19 protein-coding genes are annotated in these 16,304 nt (G+C 68.9%); 17 read left to right on the top strand and 2 right to left on the bottom strand.

Features of this window, described 5'->3' with window-relative positions; translation table 11 throughout:
- From ACH4FX_RS03035 to ACH4FX_RS02980, 12 genes are all read left to right on the top strand, one after another.
- The gene (locus tag ACH4FX_RS03035; RefSeq protein WP_398474445.1) at window positions 1-525 is read left to right on the top strand and encodes a phage tail tube protein; all 525 of its coding nucleotides are present in this window, start codon (window positions 1-3) and stop codon (window positions 523-525) included.
- Entirely contained in the window at window positions 525-1,010 is a 486-nt protein-coding gene (locus tag ACH4FX_RS03030; RefSeq protein WP_398474443.1) for a hypothetical protein, read from the top strand. The genes ACH4FX_RS03035 and ACH4FX_RS03030 overlap by 1 nt, the downstream gene beginning before the upstream one ends.
- A gap of 233 nt (window positions 1,011-1,243) precedes the next feature.
- Window positions 1,244-3,652 carry a phage tail tape measure protein gene (locus ACH4FX_RS03025; protein ID WP_398474633.1) on the top strand — a complete coding sequence of 803 codons (2,409 nt, stop codon included), beginning with the start codon at window positions 1,244-1,246 and terminating at the stop codon, window positions 3,650-3,652.
- A gap of 1 nt (window position 3,653) precedes the next feature.
- Window positions 3,654-4,586, top strand: a complete 933-nt coding sequence (locus ACH4FX_RS03020; protein ID WP_398474441.1) for a phage distal tail protein — start codon at window positions 3,654-3,656, stop codon at window positions 4,584-4,586.
- A gap of 13 nt (window positions 4,587-4,599) precedes the next feature.
- The gene (locus tag ACH4FX_RS03015) at window positions 4,600-5,601 is read left to right on the top strand and encodes a hypothetical protein (protein WP_398474439.1); all 1,002 of its coding nucleotides are present in this window, start codon (window positions 4,600-4,602) and stop codon (window positions 5,599-5,601) included.
- Window positions 5,602-6,050: 449 nt separating this feature from the next.
- Entirely contained in the window at window positions 6,051-7,151 is a 1,101-nt protein-coding gene (locus ACH4FX_RS03010; protein ID WP_398474437.1) for a hypothetical protein, read from the top strand.
- A gap of 1 nt (window position 7,152) precedes the next feature.
- Window positions 7,153-7,896, top strand: a complete 744-nt coding sequence (locus tag ACH4FX_RS03005; RefSeq protein ID WP_398474435.1) for a hypothetical protein — start codon at window positions 7,153-7,155, stop codon at window positions 7,894-7,896.
- Window positions 7,897-7,908: 12 nt separating this feature from the next.
- Entirely contained in the window at window positions 7,909-9,384 is a 1,476-nt protein-coding gene (locus tag ACH4FX_RS03000; protein ID WP_398474433.1) for a hypothetical protein, read from the top strand.
- A 27-nt stretch (window positions 9,385-9,411) separates the two neighbouring features.
- Entirely contained in the window at window positions 9,412-9,657 is a 246-nt protein-coding gene (locus ACH4FX_RS02995; RefSeq protein ID WP_398346823.1) for a hypothetical protein, read from the top strand.
- 66 nt (window positions 9,658-9,723) lie between these two features.
- Window positions 9,724-10,590: a peptidoglycan-binding protein gene (locus ACH4FX_RS02990; protein WP_398474431.1), complete on the top strand. Its 867-nt coding sequence runs from the start codon at window positions 9,724-9,726 to the stop codon at window positions 10,588-10,590.
- 68 nt (window positions 10,591-10,658) lie between these two features.
- Window positions 10,659-10,910, top strand: a complete 252-nt coding sequence (locus ACH4FX_RS02985; protein WP_398474429.1) for a hypothetical protein — start codon at window positions 10,659-10,661, stop codon at window positions 10,908-10,910.
- On the top strand, window positions 10,907-11,164 hold the full coding sequence (locus tag ACH4FX_RS02980; RefSeq protein WP_398474427.1) for a hypothetical protein: 258 nt from the start codon (window positions 10,907-10,909) through the stop codon (window positions 11,162-11,164). The genes ACH4FX_RS02985 and ACH4FX_RS02980 overlap by 4 nt, the downstream gene beginning before the upstream one ends.
- Window positions 11,165-11,600: 436 nt before the next feature.
- Here the strand turns inward: ACH4FX_RS02980 and ACH4FX_RS02975 are convergent, their stop codons facing one another.
- Window positions 11,601-11,813 (bottom strand): hypothetical protein, encoded by a 213-nt coding sequence (locus ACH4FX_RS02975; protein ID WP_398474425.1) that lies wholly within the window; start codon window positions 11,811-11,813, stop codon window positions 11,601-11,603.
- Complete coding sequence (locus ACH4FX_RS02970; protein WP_398474423.1) at window positions 11,810-12,265, bottom strand: ATP-binding protein; 456 nt, start codon at window positions 12,263-12,265, stop codon at window positions 11,810-11,812. Before ACH4FX_RS02970 ends, ACH4FX_RS02975 begins: the two co-directional genes overlap by 4 nt.
- Before the next feature lie 236 nt (window positions 12,266-12,501).
- Between ACH4FX_RS02970 and ACH4FX_RS02965 the strand changes: the two genes are divergently transcribed.
- The 5 genes from ACH4FX_RS02965 (at window position 12,502) to ACH4FX_RS02945 (ending at window position 16,304) form a co-directional block, all read left to right on the top strand.
- A complete protein-coding gene (locus ACH4FX_RS02965; RefSeq protein ID WP_398474421.1) occupies window positions 12,502-13,350 on the top strand; it encodes a Scr1 family TA system antitoxin-like transcriptional regulator in 849 nt (282 codons plus the stop codon).
- Window positions 13,351-13,362: 12 nt separating this feature from the next.
- A complete protein-coding gene (locus ACH4FX_RS02960) occupies window positions 13,363-13,554 on the top strand; it encodes a DUF397 domain-containing protein (RefSeq protein ID WP_398474419.1) in 192 nt (63 codons plus the stop codon).
- A 322-nt stretch (window positions 13,555-13,876) separates the two neighbouring features.
- The gene (gene tgmA / locus ACH4FX_RS02955) at window positions 13,877-14,173 is read left to right on the top strand and encodes a putative ATP-grasp-modified RiPP (protein WP_398474417.1); all 297 of its coding nucleotides are present in this window, start codon (window positions 13,877-13,879) and stop codon (window positions 14,171-14,173) included.
- Window positions 14,173-15,129 carry an ATP-grasp ribosomal peptide maturase gene (tgmB, locus tag ACH4FX_RS02950; RefSeq protein ID WP_398474415.1) on the top strand — a complete coding sequence of 319 codons (957 nt, stop codon included), beginning with the start codon at window positions 14,173-14,175 and terminating at the stop codon, window positions 15,127-15,129. The genes tgmA and tgmB overlap by 1 nt, the downstream gene beginning before the upstream one ends.
- On the top strand, window positions 15,126-16,304 hold the full coding sequence (locus tag ACH4FX_RS02945; protein ID WP_398474413.1) for a methyltransferase domain-containing protein: 1,179 nt from the start codon (window positions 15,126-15,128) through the stop codon (window positions 16,302-16,304). Before tgmB ends, ACH4FX_RS02945 begins: the two co-directional genes overlap by 4 nt.

Here is a 16,304-nt window from a genome sequence, read left to right as displayed (position 1 = left end):
TTGAGCACCCCGACGCCGCCGGCCGAGACGATCACCGCGCTTGCGCGCCGGTACCGGTGCGAGATCGACATGAGCACGGACGGCACCACCCCCGCATGGACGCTGCTGCCGGGTATCAGCGAGTTCGCGCCGAAGATCGAACCGACGCAGCAGGAATCGACCACGTATGACGCCGAGGGGTGGGTCGAGCAGACCGTGACCATGCTCGCGTGGTCCATCGAGACGACCATCGCGCACCGCGCCCACCCGACCACTGGGGCTTTCAACGCCGTACAGGAGAAGCTGCGGAAGGCGTCGATGGCGTTCGGTGCTGACTCGTATGTGCGGGTGCGGTACTACGACCGCAACGGGGCCGCGGACGCGTACGCGGGCCAGGCCCTGGTCACGTGGGAGCCGGACGGCGGCGGCGCCGACGAACTCGACACGGTCAAGGTCACCCTGACCGGGTCGGGCCCGCTGGTTGAGATCACCAACCCGGCCGCCGGTACCGGCAAGACGCTGACCCCTGAGAAGGGGGCCGCGTAATGGCCTTCAAGGAACTCGGCGAACTCCTCGACGAGACCCTGCAACTCCCCGTTGCGGGCACCGTCTACACCGTGCCCGCCCCGTCCGCCGAGGTCGGTCTGCGGGTACAGGCGATCACCAACGCCGCGGCGGTCGCCGCCGACGGCGGGAAGGTCGACGAGACGATCCTCAGCGATGCGGCCGAGCGCGATCTGTTCCGCGACGTGCTCGGCCCCGCGCACGCTCAGATGGTGGCCGACGGCGTGCCGTGGCCTGCCCTCAAGCACGCGGCGATCACGGCCATGGTGTGGATCGCGCAGGACAAGGACGCCGCCGAACAGTTCTGGAACGCGGCCGGCGACCCAAACCGCTTGGCCCCGAACCGGGCGGCACGTCGGGCCCGGTCGGGCGCGGCGAACTCGACCCAGTCTCGGGGCTCTACGAGTGGTACGAGTGGCCCGAAGGGCAAGCCCCGTCCCGCGGGCAAGGGTCGCGCGCCGCGCTGACGTGGCGCCGCATCCTCGACGAGTGGCCGCTCGTCGAGGCGGACCTGCACGAGGTCTACGGCATCGACCTGGGCGACCGCGCGCTGCTGCGCGACCGCTCCTGGCGCTGGCTCCGCCTGCGCATCCTGGGCCTTCTGTCTGCTGAATCGCGGCTCGCCCGCGTGCTCACCCCCTCGCACGATGCTCCCGCACCCCCGGGAGGCACGACCCCCCGGAGGTGAGCCGTGGCTCTCATGGTCGGCGAACTCGCCGCCACGATTCGGGTGGACGACTCCGGGGCCCGTGCGGGTATCCGCCGCGCCGAGGCCGCCATGCGCGCCGGCGGCGACCGGATGGCCGCGGATGCGGGCAGCAGCGGTCAGCAGGCCGGTCGCCAGCTCGGCGACGGTGTGGCCGATGGTGCCGAGCGGGGCGGGGGCCGCGCGGCCAGCAAGGTCGGCGAGGCCCTGAAAAAGGGGATCGCCGCCGCGGCGATCGGCGCCACCATCGGTGGCGCGCTGATCGCGGGTATCGGCTCGGCCCTCGAACAGGGCAAGATTCCGGGCCAGTTGCAGGCGCAGCTCGGCACCACCGGGCCCGTGGCCGCCAAGTACGGCCGCGTCGCGGGTGATCTGTATGCCGGTGCCGTGGTCGACTCGGTGCAGGACGGCGCCGAGATCATCAAGGGCATCGCCCGCAATGGTCTGCTGCCGCCGGAGGCGACACAGGCCCAGGTCCAGACGATGGGCCGACGGGTCGCCGATACGGCCGCCGTCATGGGCGAGGACGTTTCCAAGGTCTCTCGTGCCGTTGGCACGATGATGAAAAACGGCCTCGCCAAATCGGCGGATGAGGCCATGGATGTCCTTGTCAAGGGCTCCCAGCGCGGCATCGATACCGCCGAGGATCTGCTCGATACGTTCTCGGAGTATCCGACGGAATTCCGTCAGCTTGGCCTCGACGCGAAAACGTCGATGGGCCTGCTCCAGCAGGGACTCAAGGGCGGTGCGCGCGATGCGGACGTAGTCGCCGACGCGCTGAAGGAATTCACCCTGCAAGCGCAGGGGATGAACGACGCCACAAAGAAGGCGTATGCGGATCTCGGCCTGTCCGGCGAGAAGATGCAGGCCGTCTTTCAGAAGGGCGGGCCCGCCGCCGGGGCAGCCTTCGAGCAGGTCATCACCAAACTTCGGGGCGTCAAGGACCCGGCCAAAAAGGCCGAGATCGCCCTCGGGCTGTTTGGCACCAAGTTCGAGGACATGCAGCAGGCGATCTACGCCCTCGATCCTGCGCACGCGGTGCAGGCCCTCGGCAAGGTCAAGGGCGCCACCGACGCGGCCGGCAACGCCATGCGCGACAACGCCGCGACGAAGATCGAACGCTTCAAGCGGTCGTTGACGCAAGGCGCCGTCGAGGTGATCGGCACGTACGTGGTTCCGGCGTTGATCAAGTTGGGTCAGTGGGTGCTCTCGCTCGGCTCGAAGTGGGACGCCGTAACCGGGTTCATCTCCCGGCACTCGACCGCCCTGACGATCGCGGCGAGCGTGATCACGCTCCTGATGCTGCCCACGCTGGTCAGCCTCGGCGTACAGGCCACCACGACCGGCGCGGCCGTGGTCGCGAGCTGGGCCACACAGAGCGCCGCCGCGGTAACCGGCGCGGCGCGGTTCGTCGCCTCGAACGCTATGACGTTGGCCGGGTGGGCGGCGCAAGGTGCCGCCGCCACGGTCAACGCCGGGCGGGTGGTGGCTGGTTGGGTGCTCATGGGCGCGCAGTCGATGATCCAGGGCGCCCGGATGGCCGCGGCGTGGCTGCTGGCCATGGGCCCGATACCGCTGATCATCGCGGCGGTTGTCGGTCTGGTCGCGCTGATCGTCTCCAACTGGGATTCCATCAAGGCGAAGACGGCCGCCGTCTGGGACTGGATTTGGGAGAAGATCAAGGCCGTTGGTCAATTCCTGATCGACCTGTTCCTGAACTTCACCCTCGTCGGCATCATCATAAAGCACTGGGATTCCATCAAGGCCGGAACTCAGCGCGTGTGGACGGCCATCGTCGATTGGGTCAAGGCCCTGCCGGGCCGCATCGTCGATTTCTTCCTGAACTGGACTCTCGTTGGGCTGATCATTAAGCACTGGAGTTCCATCAAGGAGGGCACGAAGCGCAAGGCCGGGGAAATGCTCGATTTCGTGCGCGGACTGCCGGGCCGGATCGTCGGGTTTTTCGGCGATTTCGGATCGATGCTCTACGACAAAGGCACTGACCTGATCCGGGGCCTGTGGAACGGCATCCGGAATATGGGCCCGTGGATTGCTGGCAAGCTGGTGAGCTGGGCCAAGGACATGATTCCGGGCCCGATCGCCCGCGCGCTGGGCATCCATTCGCCCTCGCGTCTGATGCGCGACAAGATCGGCAAGTTCATTCCGGCCGGTGTCGTCGAGGGCATCAAGGCGGGTGCGCCCGCGGTCGATCGCACCATGCGCAACCTTGTGTCCCTCCCGCCCGCGCCGCAGTTCGCCGCCGCCGGTGGCGGTCCGTCGTACGGGCCCGGATTCGGCGGGGGCATGTCGCCCGCAGTGCACATCGAGAACTGGCACGCCGGATCGGCGACCGCAGATCAGACGGCCGCGGCGCTGGCCTGGCACGCCAAGGGCAGGGGGTGACATGGCCGCCGGCGACCTGGTCACCCTGCCCGGCCACATTCAGTACGGCGACCTGCTGCTCGGCCCCGGCACCGCCGTACGCTGGAAGTCCCTCTCCGGCTGGATCGATACGCCCGGCCTCGATTCGGGCACCGTGACGCGCTCGGACGGGCACGGCGCCTACCTCGGGCCGCTGTACGCGCAGCCGCGCACGATCACCGTTGACGGGCTGGTGATCCGTACGGCGCCCGGCGCCATGTCGGCCGCCGTACGGACCCTGTCCGCACACCTCGCGTTCCGCGACGACGAACTGCCGCTCGCGATCCGCCTTGACGACGCGCCGCCGCTCATGTGCTGGGCCCGGTGCCTACGCCGCTCCATCCCCGTCGACACCAGCGGGTACCGCATCGGGTTCTCACAAGGCGGCGCGCTCCAGTTCGAGGCCACCGACCCGCGCCTCTACTCCCTCACTGAGCAGCGCATCGAGACCCGCCTGCCCTCCCCCGAGCCCGGTCTCGACTGGCACCTCGACCCCGGGCCCGAACACCTCGACTGGCACCTCGACCCGGGCCCCGAACAGCTCGACTTCGGCGCCCCCGGATCGACCGGCGCCCTGATCGCCGTCAACGAGGGCGACGCCGACGCTCACCCCGCGATCACCTTCCGGGGCCCGGTCACCCGGCCGAGCCTGACCAACCTCACGACCGGCGAGGTGGTCGAGTACGACATCGACCTCGCCGCCGACGACGTACTGCACGTCGACACCAACGCCGGCACCGTCACCCTCAACGGCCACGGTGGCGCCTCGCGCCTGCACACCGCGACCGCCCGCTCGATCCCAGAGCAGGCATTCACCCTCGCCCCCGGTGTCACGCAGTTCGCGTTCCGGGCCGCGCCCGGATCATCCGACCCCCGCGCGAGCGTCACCGTGCGCTACCGCTCGGCCTACTGGTAAGGAGAGATCGCCTGTGACCGTGCGCGCCGCATGGCTGCTGCCCCTTGGGCAGACCCGACAAGACACCCGCACCGCGCCCGTGGGGACCATGGCGCCGGAGGACGAAATGACCTCGCGCGCCGGAGTGATCGCCGGAGGCCGGCCGTTCACCGCAACCGGGGTCGGCGCCATGCAGGTGCAGATCGGTGTCGGCCGCGCCCTGGTGCAGGGCACCGCCGCACAGGGGGCGTACCCGGTCGCCGTGACGGCCCCGGAGACGCTGACGGTCGCCGACGGGGATGCGCAGTACGGCCGGATCGACACGGTCGTGCTGCGTGTCCTCGACGGGCTGTACGACACCAGCGAGCAGACCCTCGCCGCGGTCGAGATCATCCAGGGGGAACGCTCCGACACCCCCACCGCGCCGACCCTGCCGCCCGCCTGCCTCGCCTTGTGGGACATCGCGGTTCCGGCGGGCACGTCCGCCGGGGTGGGCGGGATCAACTGGGCCACCGCGTTGACCGATCGGCGCCGCTACACCGCGTCGTACGGCGGGATCATCCCCCGCGGCGGGCCCGCGTCCTACCCGGGCGCCTACGACGGGCAGTACCGCGACACCGGCACCGGACTGGAACGCTGGTCCGCCGCCGCCGCGGCGTGGCAGCCGTACCCGGCCGATACCGGGTGGCTCGACCTGCCCCTGCCCACCGGCTACACGCGCTTTAGCAGCAACGCGTACCCCTTCCAGATCCGTAAGACCGGCACGCAGGTGCACCTCCGCGGGCGCATCGTGCGCACTGCCGGACTCATCCCGGCCGACGGGCAACCCCTGCCCGGTCTGACCCTGCCCCAGACGTATTGGCCCACGCAGTCGCCCACCTCGTACGCCGAGGTGAGTTTCGGCTGTGAGGTCAGTGCGACCTCTCCGGCCGGCACCGTCCGCGGCGAGATCAGCGGCCGAGGCAAGATCACCGCAGCTTTTCAGCGCCCCTCATCTTCGTGGCTGGCGTTCGGCTGCTCCTGGTGGACCGACTGACCTACCGTGCGCTGATTCACCGGCCCGCCGCTGACCTGTCGAGTAGCCCCATCGCGGACAGCACCGATACACATAGCGTCATCCAGACGACGAAGGCGCCGCCGCCGTAGAGGACTGCACCCGGCACACTCGTGCCTGACGCAAACGACAGGACACCAGCGACTACGGCGACCAGCAGAGACAGCAGAGACGCAAGGGCCAGCAGAAGGGCCCGCGTAGAGATTCCCGAGTTCAACGGCCAAGATTCCTTCTCTGAAGGGCAGCCGTTCCGAGGCAGACACGCCTCAGCCCGACTACTGGAAATGCACAGGTAGTTGGCTGAGGCGGTGTAACAACCCGGACACCAGAAGCAGCGACAAAAACCGACTCTGGTGCCGAGAAACTACGCCCCGACAGTGGGACTTACGGTACGCGCCCGCTTTCAAGAACACCAGGAAGCGGGGTGACAGTTGTCTCCCCCTGCCTACCGGGCCTTGTTCTGCGACCTGCGCACCGACCAGCTCATCGACGCCCTGCCGGTACAGGGCGTGTCCCTTGACGACTGGATCGGCAAGGCCGGGTCGCTCGGCGCCACCATTCCCATACCGAACGCCGGTCTTGCGGCCCGGGTGCGGCGCGCGGTGACGCCCGGCCGCACGGCCGTGTGGATCGAGCGGGGCCGCGAGATTTGGTGGGGCGGAATCCTGTGGACCGCCAACGTCAGCAGCTCCTCGCGCGGGTTTCTGTCCATGCAGATACAGGCCGCTACCTGGGATTCGTACCTCGATCACCGGCTGCTGTACGACACGATGACCGCGGCCGGTGTCGATCAGTTCGACATCGCGCGGCAGCTCGTCGACTACGCGCAGCAGCAGGCCGGCGGAGACATCGGCATCGAGTACGACACCCACGCCTCCGGGATGCTGCGCGACCGCACGTACAGCCGGTACGACCTGCCCACGGTCCGCGATCTTCTGTCCAAACTCGGTCAGGTCGAGGGCGGATTCGAGTGGCGCATCGCGTCTTACCGCGATCCGGAGTCCGGCCGACGGGTCAAACGCCTGCGTCTGGGGGCCCCGATACTGCGCAGCGGTACCGCCGACATCGTCCTTGACCACCCCGGGCCGGTCCTGACGTACTCGTGGCCGGTGGACGCGACCGGGCAGGCGAACGTCTGGCAGTCGCGCGGCGCGTCCAGCAACAGCAACCAGGCCGCCGACTCCACGCCGATGCTCTCTCAGCTCCTGGTCGCCGAGGACGCCATCGCGGCCGGCTGGCCGCGGCTGGACGGCAGCAGCGATCACTCGACCGTCGAGCAACAGGCCACCCTCGACGCGCACGCCCGCGCGGACTGGGCCGCCGCCCGCCACCCGCTCACCATTCCCGAGATCACCGTGCGCGTGACCGACGCGATTTCGCCCGCCCTGCTCGGCACCACCGTGAGGCTGCGCATCCGCGATCTGTGGTTCCCCGAAGGGCTCGACCGCCGGTACCGGGTCGTCGGCATCGCGATCACGCCGCCGTCGCGCGGTACGCCCGAGACCGCAAAGCTCTATCTGGAGGCCGCCTGACATGGCCGCGATCCCCCTTGACCTGCTCGACCGCATCCGGGCCCTCGAACGGCAGGTGCGGGAGCTTTCCGGCCGCTCGCAGATGCGGCCGGCGCTGAACACCATCTCGCACGGCACTGTAACCATCGGCGAGGGCGGACAACTGCGCGTGCAGGCGCCCAACGGACACGACGTTTTCGGCACCGGGCAGGCCCCCCAAGGTGACTGGTACGTCGAGCTGGCCCGCGAGGACGGCACCCCGGCCGTCCAGGTCGGCAACAACACCTTCGATGGCGACGACGTCCGGCAGATGGTCCGCCTGCGGTCGCGCTCCGGCGACGTGATTGTGATGGACGACTACTACGCCGACGGCTACCTCGGCCGACCGTGGGTGCCCATTCCCATGTCCTCAGCCGTCTACGTCACCGGGTCCGAATGGCACACCACGCACATCGGGCGTATCCAGGCGCAGCATGCCGTACTCGCCGCGTCCTGGTCGGTCTACGCCCCGCCCGGGACGACCGTCGAGACGCGTCTGATGATCAACCACGGTGGGGAGTTGTCGCAGCTCGGCGAGGTGGTCGCGTCCAGCGGCAGAGAAGTCTTCACTACCCCGCGGTTCACCCCTGGTGACCACCGCCTCAAGATCGGCGATACCGCCGTACTCGTCCTCCAGGCCCGACGCGCCAACGGCACCGGTACCGGTGAAGCGTGGTGCCTGGGCATGTGGGGCGTGAACACCCGCACCGCCAAAGAAGCCGAGTAATGGAGTGCTTTCGTGCTGCCCGAGAACATCCCCACGGTCACCGTGACCGGCCGTTTCCTCTCCCCCGACGGGCAACCCCTGTCCGGCAGCGTGATTTTCCGCGCGCCCGCACAGCTGACGTTCCCCGACTCCGACGTGATCCTCGGCGGGCCGGTCGTGGCGACGCTCGACGCACAGGGCCGGATCACCGCGCGTCTGCCCGCGACGGACGCGCCGCACATGGACCCGTCCGGCTGGTCGTACACCGTCGCCGAGCAGCTCGCCGGTATCCCCAACGGCCGCAGCTATCAGATTCTGCTGCCGGCGGAGACGCCGCAGGTCGACCTCGCCGACATCGCGCCCACCGACCCCAGCAAGCCGAACTACGTCGCCGTACGCGGCGCGAGCGCCTATGAGGTAGCCGTCGCGAGCGGCTTCTCCGGCACGCCCGCCGACTGGCTCGCGTCCCTGGTCGGCCCGCGCGGGCCGGAGGGTGCGACCGGCCCGCGCGGCGAACAGGGCCCCCGCGGCGAACGCGGCGAGCAGGGCCCGCCCGGCGCCGACGGGGCACCGGGAAAGGACGGTGCCCCCGGCGTCGTCCAGTCCATCAACGGGCGCTCCGCGGCCGAGGTCACTCTCGACGCCGCGGACGTGCACGCCGTACCGGACACCGCGCCGGGCGCACCGGGCGGTGTCGCGCAGCTCGACGCCGCCGGCCGCGTGCCCGCCGCCCAGCTCCCCCCGCTCACCGCGGGCGGCGTGGCGTCCGTCAACGGGGACCGCGGCCCGGACGTGCAGCTCGACGCCGCGCGCGTCGGAGCGATCCCTGCCGCCGCGGCCGGCGCCCCGAACGGCGTCGCCCAGCTCGGTGCGGACGGGCGCGTGCCCGCCGCGCAGCTCCCCGCGCCGGCCAGTGGCGCCCGCAACGTCTGGACGCCGCAGGCTCTCGGTTTTCAGGCATGGACGTGTGACCCGTACACGGTCGCCAACCCCGTGATCAAGTACCTCACTCCTCAGCGGCTGTACGTCTGCGGCATCAACATCACCGAGCCGACCCCGGTCAACCGGGTGATCATGTTCGCCCGCGGCTATGGGGGCGTGTCGTCCAACCGCTACGCCGCGGGGATCTACCGCGAGGACGGCACGAAGGTCACCAGCACCGCGGCGCCGGTCGGCCTCGCGATGGCCGGGCAGACCGCCGGTAGCCCACCGCAGATGCTCAACAACCACATCGGGGCAACGCCGATCGCCATGCCTGCAACGGTGACTCTGGCGCCCGGCCGCTACTGGCTGACCTGGGCACTGACCACGGGCGGCACAGCCGATTACGCGTACTTCCACGTGCAGAACGAGTCGCCGGTCGCAACGGCGAACTTCTTCTTCGGTGCGCCGTTCGCGCGTGCCTGGTACCTCAACGGCCAGTCCGACACCCCCGCCCGCCTCAACCAGGCCGAGGCGAACGCACTGACTGACCACGATTTTCCGATCATGGCTCTCGCCCTGGCCTGAGCTGCCCGCAACAGAGAGGACCCATCCATGTCCAAGACCGTCCGCGCCGAAGTCACCGTGACCTACGGCGACGGCAAGGGGCTGAGTAGGGCCGTCATCAGCCACGACATTGCCGTCACCGGCTGGGCGCCGGGTGGCTCCGTCTACCTCACGCCCCAGGAGAACGAGGCCGCGCTGCGCGCCGCCGCCCAGGCGTTCGCCGCCGCCCTGCCCACCGACCGCGGGTACAACATCGACGCCTTCCTGGTGAGCGAGACCGAGACTCCCGCCTGATCCGCTCCGCTCCCACGCCCCAGCCCCGTGCCACATGGCCGGGGCTTTCTTGATGTCTGGAGATACATGGCACAGCCGCTTTCCGCCGACCGCCTGCTCGCCGCCCTGCGCGCCGAGGGACTCAACGTCATTGAGTACGGCAACTGGCGTTCCCACAACCGCAACCACAAGGGCTCGTTCGGCCCGGTCAACGGCGTGATCATTCATCACACCGTCAGCTCCGGCACCGACAACACGGTGCGCATGTGCCACGACGGATACGCCGATCTTCCCGGGCCGCTGTGCCATGCCGTGATCGCCAAGAACGGCGACGTCTACCTGATCAGCTCCGGCCGCGCCAACCACGCGGGCAAGGGCGACCGCGACGTGCTCAACGCCGTGATCGCCGAGCGCGCCCTGCCCGCCACCAACGACAACAACACCGACGGCAACGTGCACTTCTACGGATTCGAGTGCGTGAACCTGGGCAACGGGGCCGACCCGTGGCCCGAGGCGCAGCTCGACGCCATCGAGCGGGCCGGCGCCGCCATCTGCCGCGCCTACGGCTGGAGTGCAGCGAGCGTGATCGGTCACAAGGAGTGGACGAACACCAAGATCGACCCGCGCGGTTTCAGCATGGCCACCATGCGCGAGCGCATCGACCGCCGCCTCGGCACCAAGCCCGGCAAGCCCGTCCCGGCGCCGCAGTACGAGCCGTTTCCGGGAGTCGACTTCTTCAAGACCTACCCGCGGTCCCCGATCGTGACCGCGATGGGCCGGCGCCTGGTCGAGGTGGGGTGTTCGGCGTATGCGTCCGGGCCCGGCCCGCAGTGGACCAGTGCTGATCGCGAGTCGTTCCGCAAGTGGCAGAAGCGCCTCGGCGACGCCCCGCAGTACTGCGATGGCTGGCCCGGCCGCCGCCAGTGGGACGCGCTCAAGGTCCCCAAGGTCTGACCTCCACCACACCCGTACGGGCCCGCGCCGCCGCGCGGGCCCGCTCCCATTCCCCGAGAGGAACCCTCATGTCCCCCGAAGCGAAGCGCACCGTACGCACCATCCTCCAGGGCATCGTCATGTTCTCCCTGGCCCTGCCCGCGATCATCGACGCATCCGGCATCCCCGACACGCTGCCGTGGGTGGCCGGCGCCCTCGCCGTCGCCGGTGGCCTCACCCGCGTGATGGCCCTGCCGCAGGTCGAGGCCCTGCTCGACCGCGTCGGCCTCGGCCTGGTCGACGACCAGGCCCCGGCCCGTACGGACGGGGGCGACGTGTGACCGACCCCGACGCGCCCGCGGTCGCCGTCGAACTCGAACGCATCCGCGGCACGATCGAGACGCGGTTCGCCCATGTCGACGGGGCTCTGTCCCTGCTCGTGCAGCGGTCCGACCAGACCGACCGGGCCCTCGCCGATCTCGACAAGCGCCTCGACGCCGTTGAAGGCCGCAGGTGGCCCCTGCCCAGCATCGCGGCCCTGGTCGCCATCGTCGGCGTTCTGGTCACCCTGTGGCAGGCCACCGCCGCCCGCTGAACAGCACTTCGCCCCCGCTCCGGCTACGTGCCGGGGTGGGGGCGCCTTTGTCGTTTTGAGGCGTGCGGCGGCCCGCCGACTTGTGGCCGGCGGGCCGCCAGAGAGGTCCGCTCACTGATACGCCTGTTCGGCTACTTGTGAGGGAAACTCGCCCCCTCTCCACGCTGTCCGCCCGCCACGTTGGGAGGCAGGTTCGGGCGGAAGCGGCGGTGTGCAGGCGACCTGTGCCGGCCGCGTGGTTCGTCGTCAACGTCGATGTGCACGCGCACCGGCCCCTCGTACGCGCTGCAATGGCAGGTGTAGAGATACCCGCGGCGATCTGGCGGGGGCGTAACGCCATGCAGAGTGGTCGGCCACGTCGCCCAGTGGATGAGCAGGACCGTTGCCGCACAGCACACGCCGAGGATGAACAGGCCCCACAGCAGGGGTGCGTACGTCACTGCGCCGCCCCCCTTCCGTGCACCGTGGGGTCGTAGACCTCTAAGCCCATGACGGCCGCGAGTTCGTATAAGGCGTCGAGGGCATCCTCGACGGTGAGTTCGGTGTAGTGCTGCATGTGGTTGATGTGCAGCCACACCGGGCGTTCCCCGCCCACCCAACTCACGTAGACAGGCGGGAAGACGACCGCTTGTGCAAGCCGTTTGGTCATGCAGCGTCCTCTCTGGCGTCTCTGTCGAGCGCGAACCACACGCCCTTCCGGGTGCGGCATTCGACGTTGGGCCGATAGATGCCCCAGCGCGACGCGAGCGCCTCGACCAGAAGCAGGCCGCGGCCCGACTTGTCGTCGGCCAGAGCAGGCAGGCTGAGTAGGCGGCTACGGGGGGCGTCGTCCCACACGGCCACGCGTACGGACGTGGGGTGCACGGCTACGTCGAGGCGTACGACGGGTGTGGAAGTGTGCAGGTGGACGTTTGTTACCAGTTCACTGACCAATACACGTACGTCGTCGGCGAGATCGTCGACGCCGAGCAGGGTCAGCAGGTCACCGAGGACGGTCCGGGCGATCTTCGGCGCGGTAGCGCCGCTGGGCAGATCGAACCGAAACGAGTGGTGTTGCGCTTCGGGGGGTGCGGGGGATGGTGCAGGGGGTGCGAGAGTCATTGCTACGTCTCCCAACGCGGGTCTGCGCGGTGCGCCACCGTGGCTCTGCCGCTCCCCGGGGCACGCCCGAAGGCGTGCGCGAGCAGCCGCTCTGCGGCTTTACCGGCGCACTACGCGGTGCTGCGAAGACGGTAGCGCGTCCGTCTAACTTGTTGTACCCCTTCGCACGAAAGATGGAACCGTGTGGACCCTCGTTGGTACACGGTCCACACTGGAGCAGAGCAGGAGGGGAGCCGATGCCACCAAGAAAGGCGCCAACCGCGCGCCAACGCCGCGTAGGGGTCGAGTTGCGCAAAATGCGCGAACATGCCGGCCTCGCACTGGGTGAGGCCGCGGGCCTACTCGGCACCGATCGCACCACGATCAGCAACACCGAGTCCGGAAGGTTCGGAGTGAGCGGCGAGCGCGTGCGCGCATGGGCGACGCACTACGCGTGCCCGGATACCGACTACGTCGATGCTCTGGCAGCGATGGCCGAGGAACGCATACACGGCTGGTGGGAGGATTACAGAGACGACCTATCAAGCGGCGTCTTGGACCTGGCTGAACTGGAGCACCACGCGGTAGCACTGCGACAGGTGACGATCATGCACATGCCTGGTCTGCTTCAGTCCGAGGACTACGCTCGCGCCGTCTTTGAGGAAGCCGTCCCGCCCCTCGAACCTGCCGCGCTCCGCCGTCGTCTATCGCACCGCTTGAGGCGTCGCGACGTACTCGACCGCACAACGCCCCCTTCGTGCACCTTCCTGATTCATGAGGCCGCTCTGCGGATGGAGTTCGGCGGACGCGCAGTCGCCCGCACCCAACGCGAGTTCCTGCTCAAACAGATGGAGCGCGACAACGTCGAGGTTCGCATCATTCCGTTCGGTCCCGGGTTCCCCAATGCTGGAAGCTCGACACTGTACGTGCATGGCCCAGTCCCACAACTCGACACCGTGCAGACCGACATTCCGACAGGCCCAACGTTCTTGGATGCAGAAACACGCTTGGCCAATTACCGTGCGGTTCTCGATCGCACGCAAGAGAGGTCTTTGCCTGCCGCGAAGTCAGCCGACTTCATTCGTCAAATAGCAAAACAAGCATGAAGGCTGGAGATAGTGGAAATTCAGTGGCGGAAGTCGTCTAAGTCGACCGACGCAGAGGACAATTGCGTTGAGATCGCCATGCACGAGGGTGAAATACTGATGCGCGAGAGCGACGCCCCAGACGCCATTGTCCGCACATCGCGGGCCAAGTTCCGCGCGTTCCTCGCAGGCGCCAAGGAAGGCGAGTTCGACGACATGATCTGACCCTTCACTGCGGCAACCCTCTATCCGTCGAGATAGGGGGTTTTGTCGTTGCATGCAGGTATCAATCATTGGCATATGCAGTCTCACCCTTTAGACGTACAACCATTGAGACGTTCATGGAAGACGCGCTACCGTGGCAGTGCGCCGCCGCTCCGAGGCCGCATCCCGCAATGCGCGGATCGGTGCGCGTCTCTTAATGCCGCATGGCATGAGGGAACCCGTGAACCCCTCCCTGTCGATTTTCCCTAGCAGGTTGCGACGGGGAGGGGCACAGCAGCACGCAGCAGGTCTACACATACCCGCAAGGGGAAGGAAAGGCCCTGTGACATCGGTTGCGCACCCCCGGGAATCTTTTCCGCTCGCCCCCGAAAACGGGCGTATCCCACACAGCGCCGAATCCCCCACCGGGCCGAACACCCGCCCTTGGATTCTGCGCTTCGCCCGCGTCCCCGACGCCACCCGCGCGTCCGTACGGCCGGCCGCCGTCTACGACCCCGAATTACAGGTGTCCGTCAGCCTGTTCGGCGACCCGCTCACCTTCGCCGGCACCCATGATCCGACCGTCCCAGACGGGGACGTGGAAGACCCGCCCCCGCTCGACGAGGGAGCCAAGGACTGATGACCGTCCTTGTCGTCGCGGCCCGGGATGACTGGCCCGCCGACCGCATCGTGCGAATGCTGTCCGACCGCGGCGTCGACGTGTTCCGCCTCGACTCCGCCGACTTCCCCCAACAACTCACCCTCGACAGCCACCTCGGCCCCACCGGCTGGGCCGGGACCCTGTCCACCGCGCACCACACCGCGGACCTCTCCAAGATCGAGGCCGCCTACTTCCGCGCCCCTACGGCCTTTGAGTTCCCACCCGGCATGTCCGGCCCGGAACGCCGCTTCGCCGCCGCCCAGGCCCGCGCCGGCCTCGGCGGCATCCTCACCTCGCTCAACTGCCGGTGGGTCAGCCACCCCGCCGCCATGTCCCGCGCCGAGTACAAGCCCCTGCAACTCGCCGCAGCCCGCGAGTGCGGCCTGCGTGTCCCCCCAACGCTGATCACCAACGACCCGGCCGCCGTGCGCGCGTTCGCCGACGACATCGGCGGCCCGATCATCTGCAAGCCGATCGCCAGCCCCGTCTTCATCGAGGGCGACCAGCTCAAGACCATCTACACCCGCCGCCTCACCGCCGACGACCTCGCCGACCTCTCCGGCATCACCACCACCGCCCACCTCTTTCAGGCATGGGCCGACAAGGCGTACGAGGTCCGCCTCACCGTCGTTGGCTCCCGCCATTTCGCCGCCGAAATCCACGCCGGCAGCCCCCAGGCACACGAGGACTGGCGCAGCGACTACCCCGCCCTCACCTACAAACCCACCCACACCCCCGACCGCATCGCACACGCCGTACGCCGCCTCACCAGCCGCCTCGGCCTCCGATACGCCGCCTGCGACTTCGTCGTATCCCCCTCCGGCGAGTGGACGTTCCTCGAAGCCAACCCCTGCGGCCAATGGGACTGGATCGCCCACGCCACCGGGCTACCCATCGCCGAAGCCATCGCCGACGAACTGCAAGGAGTGCTGTGAACCCCATCTCCGACGACGTACGGCGCCGAATGGCCGCCCTCGTCATCGACCTCGAAAAGGCCGGCGCACTCCGCTCCGCCTCCTGGGCCCAGGTCTTCGCCACCGTGCCCCGCCACGTCTTCGTGCCGCGCTGGTACGAGCAGCAGACCACCGAGCAGGGCATCACCGCATGGCGCCTGCACGACTCCTCCGACCGCGACGCGTGGCTCACCGCCGCCTACAGCGACCGCACCCTCGTCACCGCCCTCGACCCCGCCACCGCCGAACAGATCGACGCCCGCACGTGGACCGGCATCCCCACCTCGTCCACCACCGCACCACACATCACGGCCGGAATGCTCGAAGAACTCGACCTTCGCGACGGTCACCATGTGTGGGACGTGGGCACCGGGACCGGCTACCTCACCGCCCTCTTGTGCGCCCGCCTCGGCTCCCGCCGCGTGCACTCCAGCGACATCGACCCCGCCCTCGTCGAAACCGCCCGCGACCGCTTGGCCGGCCTCGGCTACACCCCCCACCTCACCACCGCCGACGCCCGCCTCGGCCACCCCGGATCGGTCACCTTCGACCGCATCCTCGCCACCTGCTCCGTGCAGACCATCCCCACTGCGTGGCTCCAGCAGACCCGCCCCGGCGGCGCCATCCTCACCGACCTTGACCTCGGCATCGAGGGGGGACTCGTCCGCCTCACGGTCGACGGCGACCACGCCGCCGGCCGCTTCACCGCCACAACCGGCCGCTTCATGGCGGCCCGCGGCGACGCCCACACCTACCCCCGCAAGAACCGCCCTCCGTACGCCCCAGAAACCGCCATACGGCCCACCACGGTCACCGCAGCAGACATCCGGGATCACTACCCCTTCCGCCTGCTCCTGGCCTTCCACCTGCCACACAGCGCCCTCGTCTACCACTCCGCCGACGACGGCACCCTGTCGCTCCAACTACAGCAGCAGGACGGAACCTGGGCCCGCGCCCCGATCACCGCAGACCACCCCCACACCGTCACCTACGGCGGAACACACAACCTGTGGACGCACGTGGAAACCGCGTGGCAGTGGTGGAACGACCACGACCAACCCACACAAGATCAGTTCGGCTACGCCTGCGACCCGAACCGCCAGCACTACGCATGGCACATCCCCACCGGCCACCGATGGGACCTGAAAGCCCCATGA

It is taken from the genome of Streptomyces sp. NPDC018019, from assembly GCF_044327805.1.
Taxonomy (GTDB): domain Bacteria; phylum Actinomycetota; class Actinomycetes; order Streptomycetales; family Streptomycetaceae; genus Streptomyces.
Note: the sequence above shows the minus strand (reverse complement) of the source record. Positions and strands in the feature narration are given on the sequence as shown.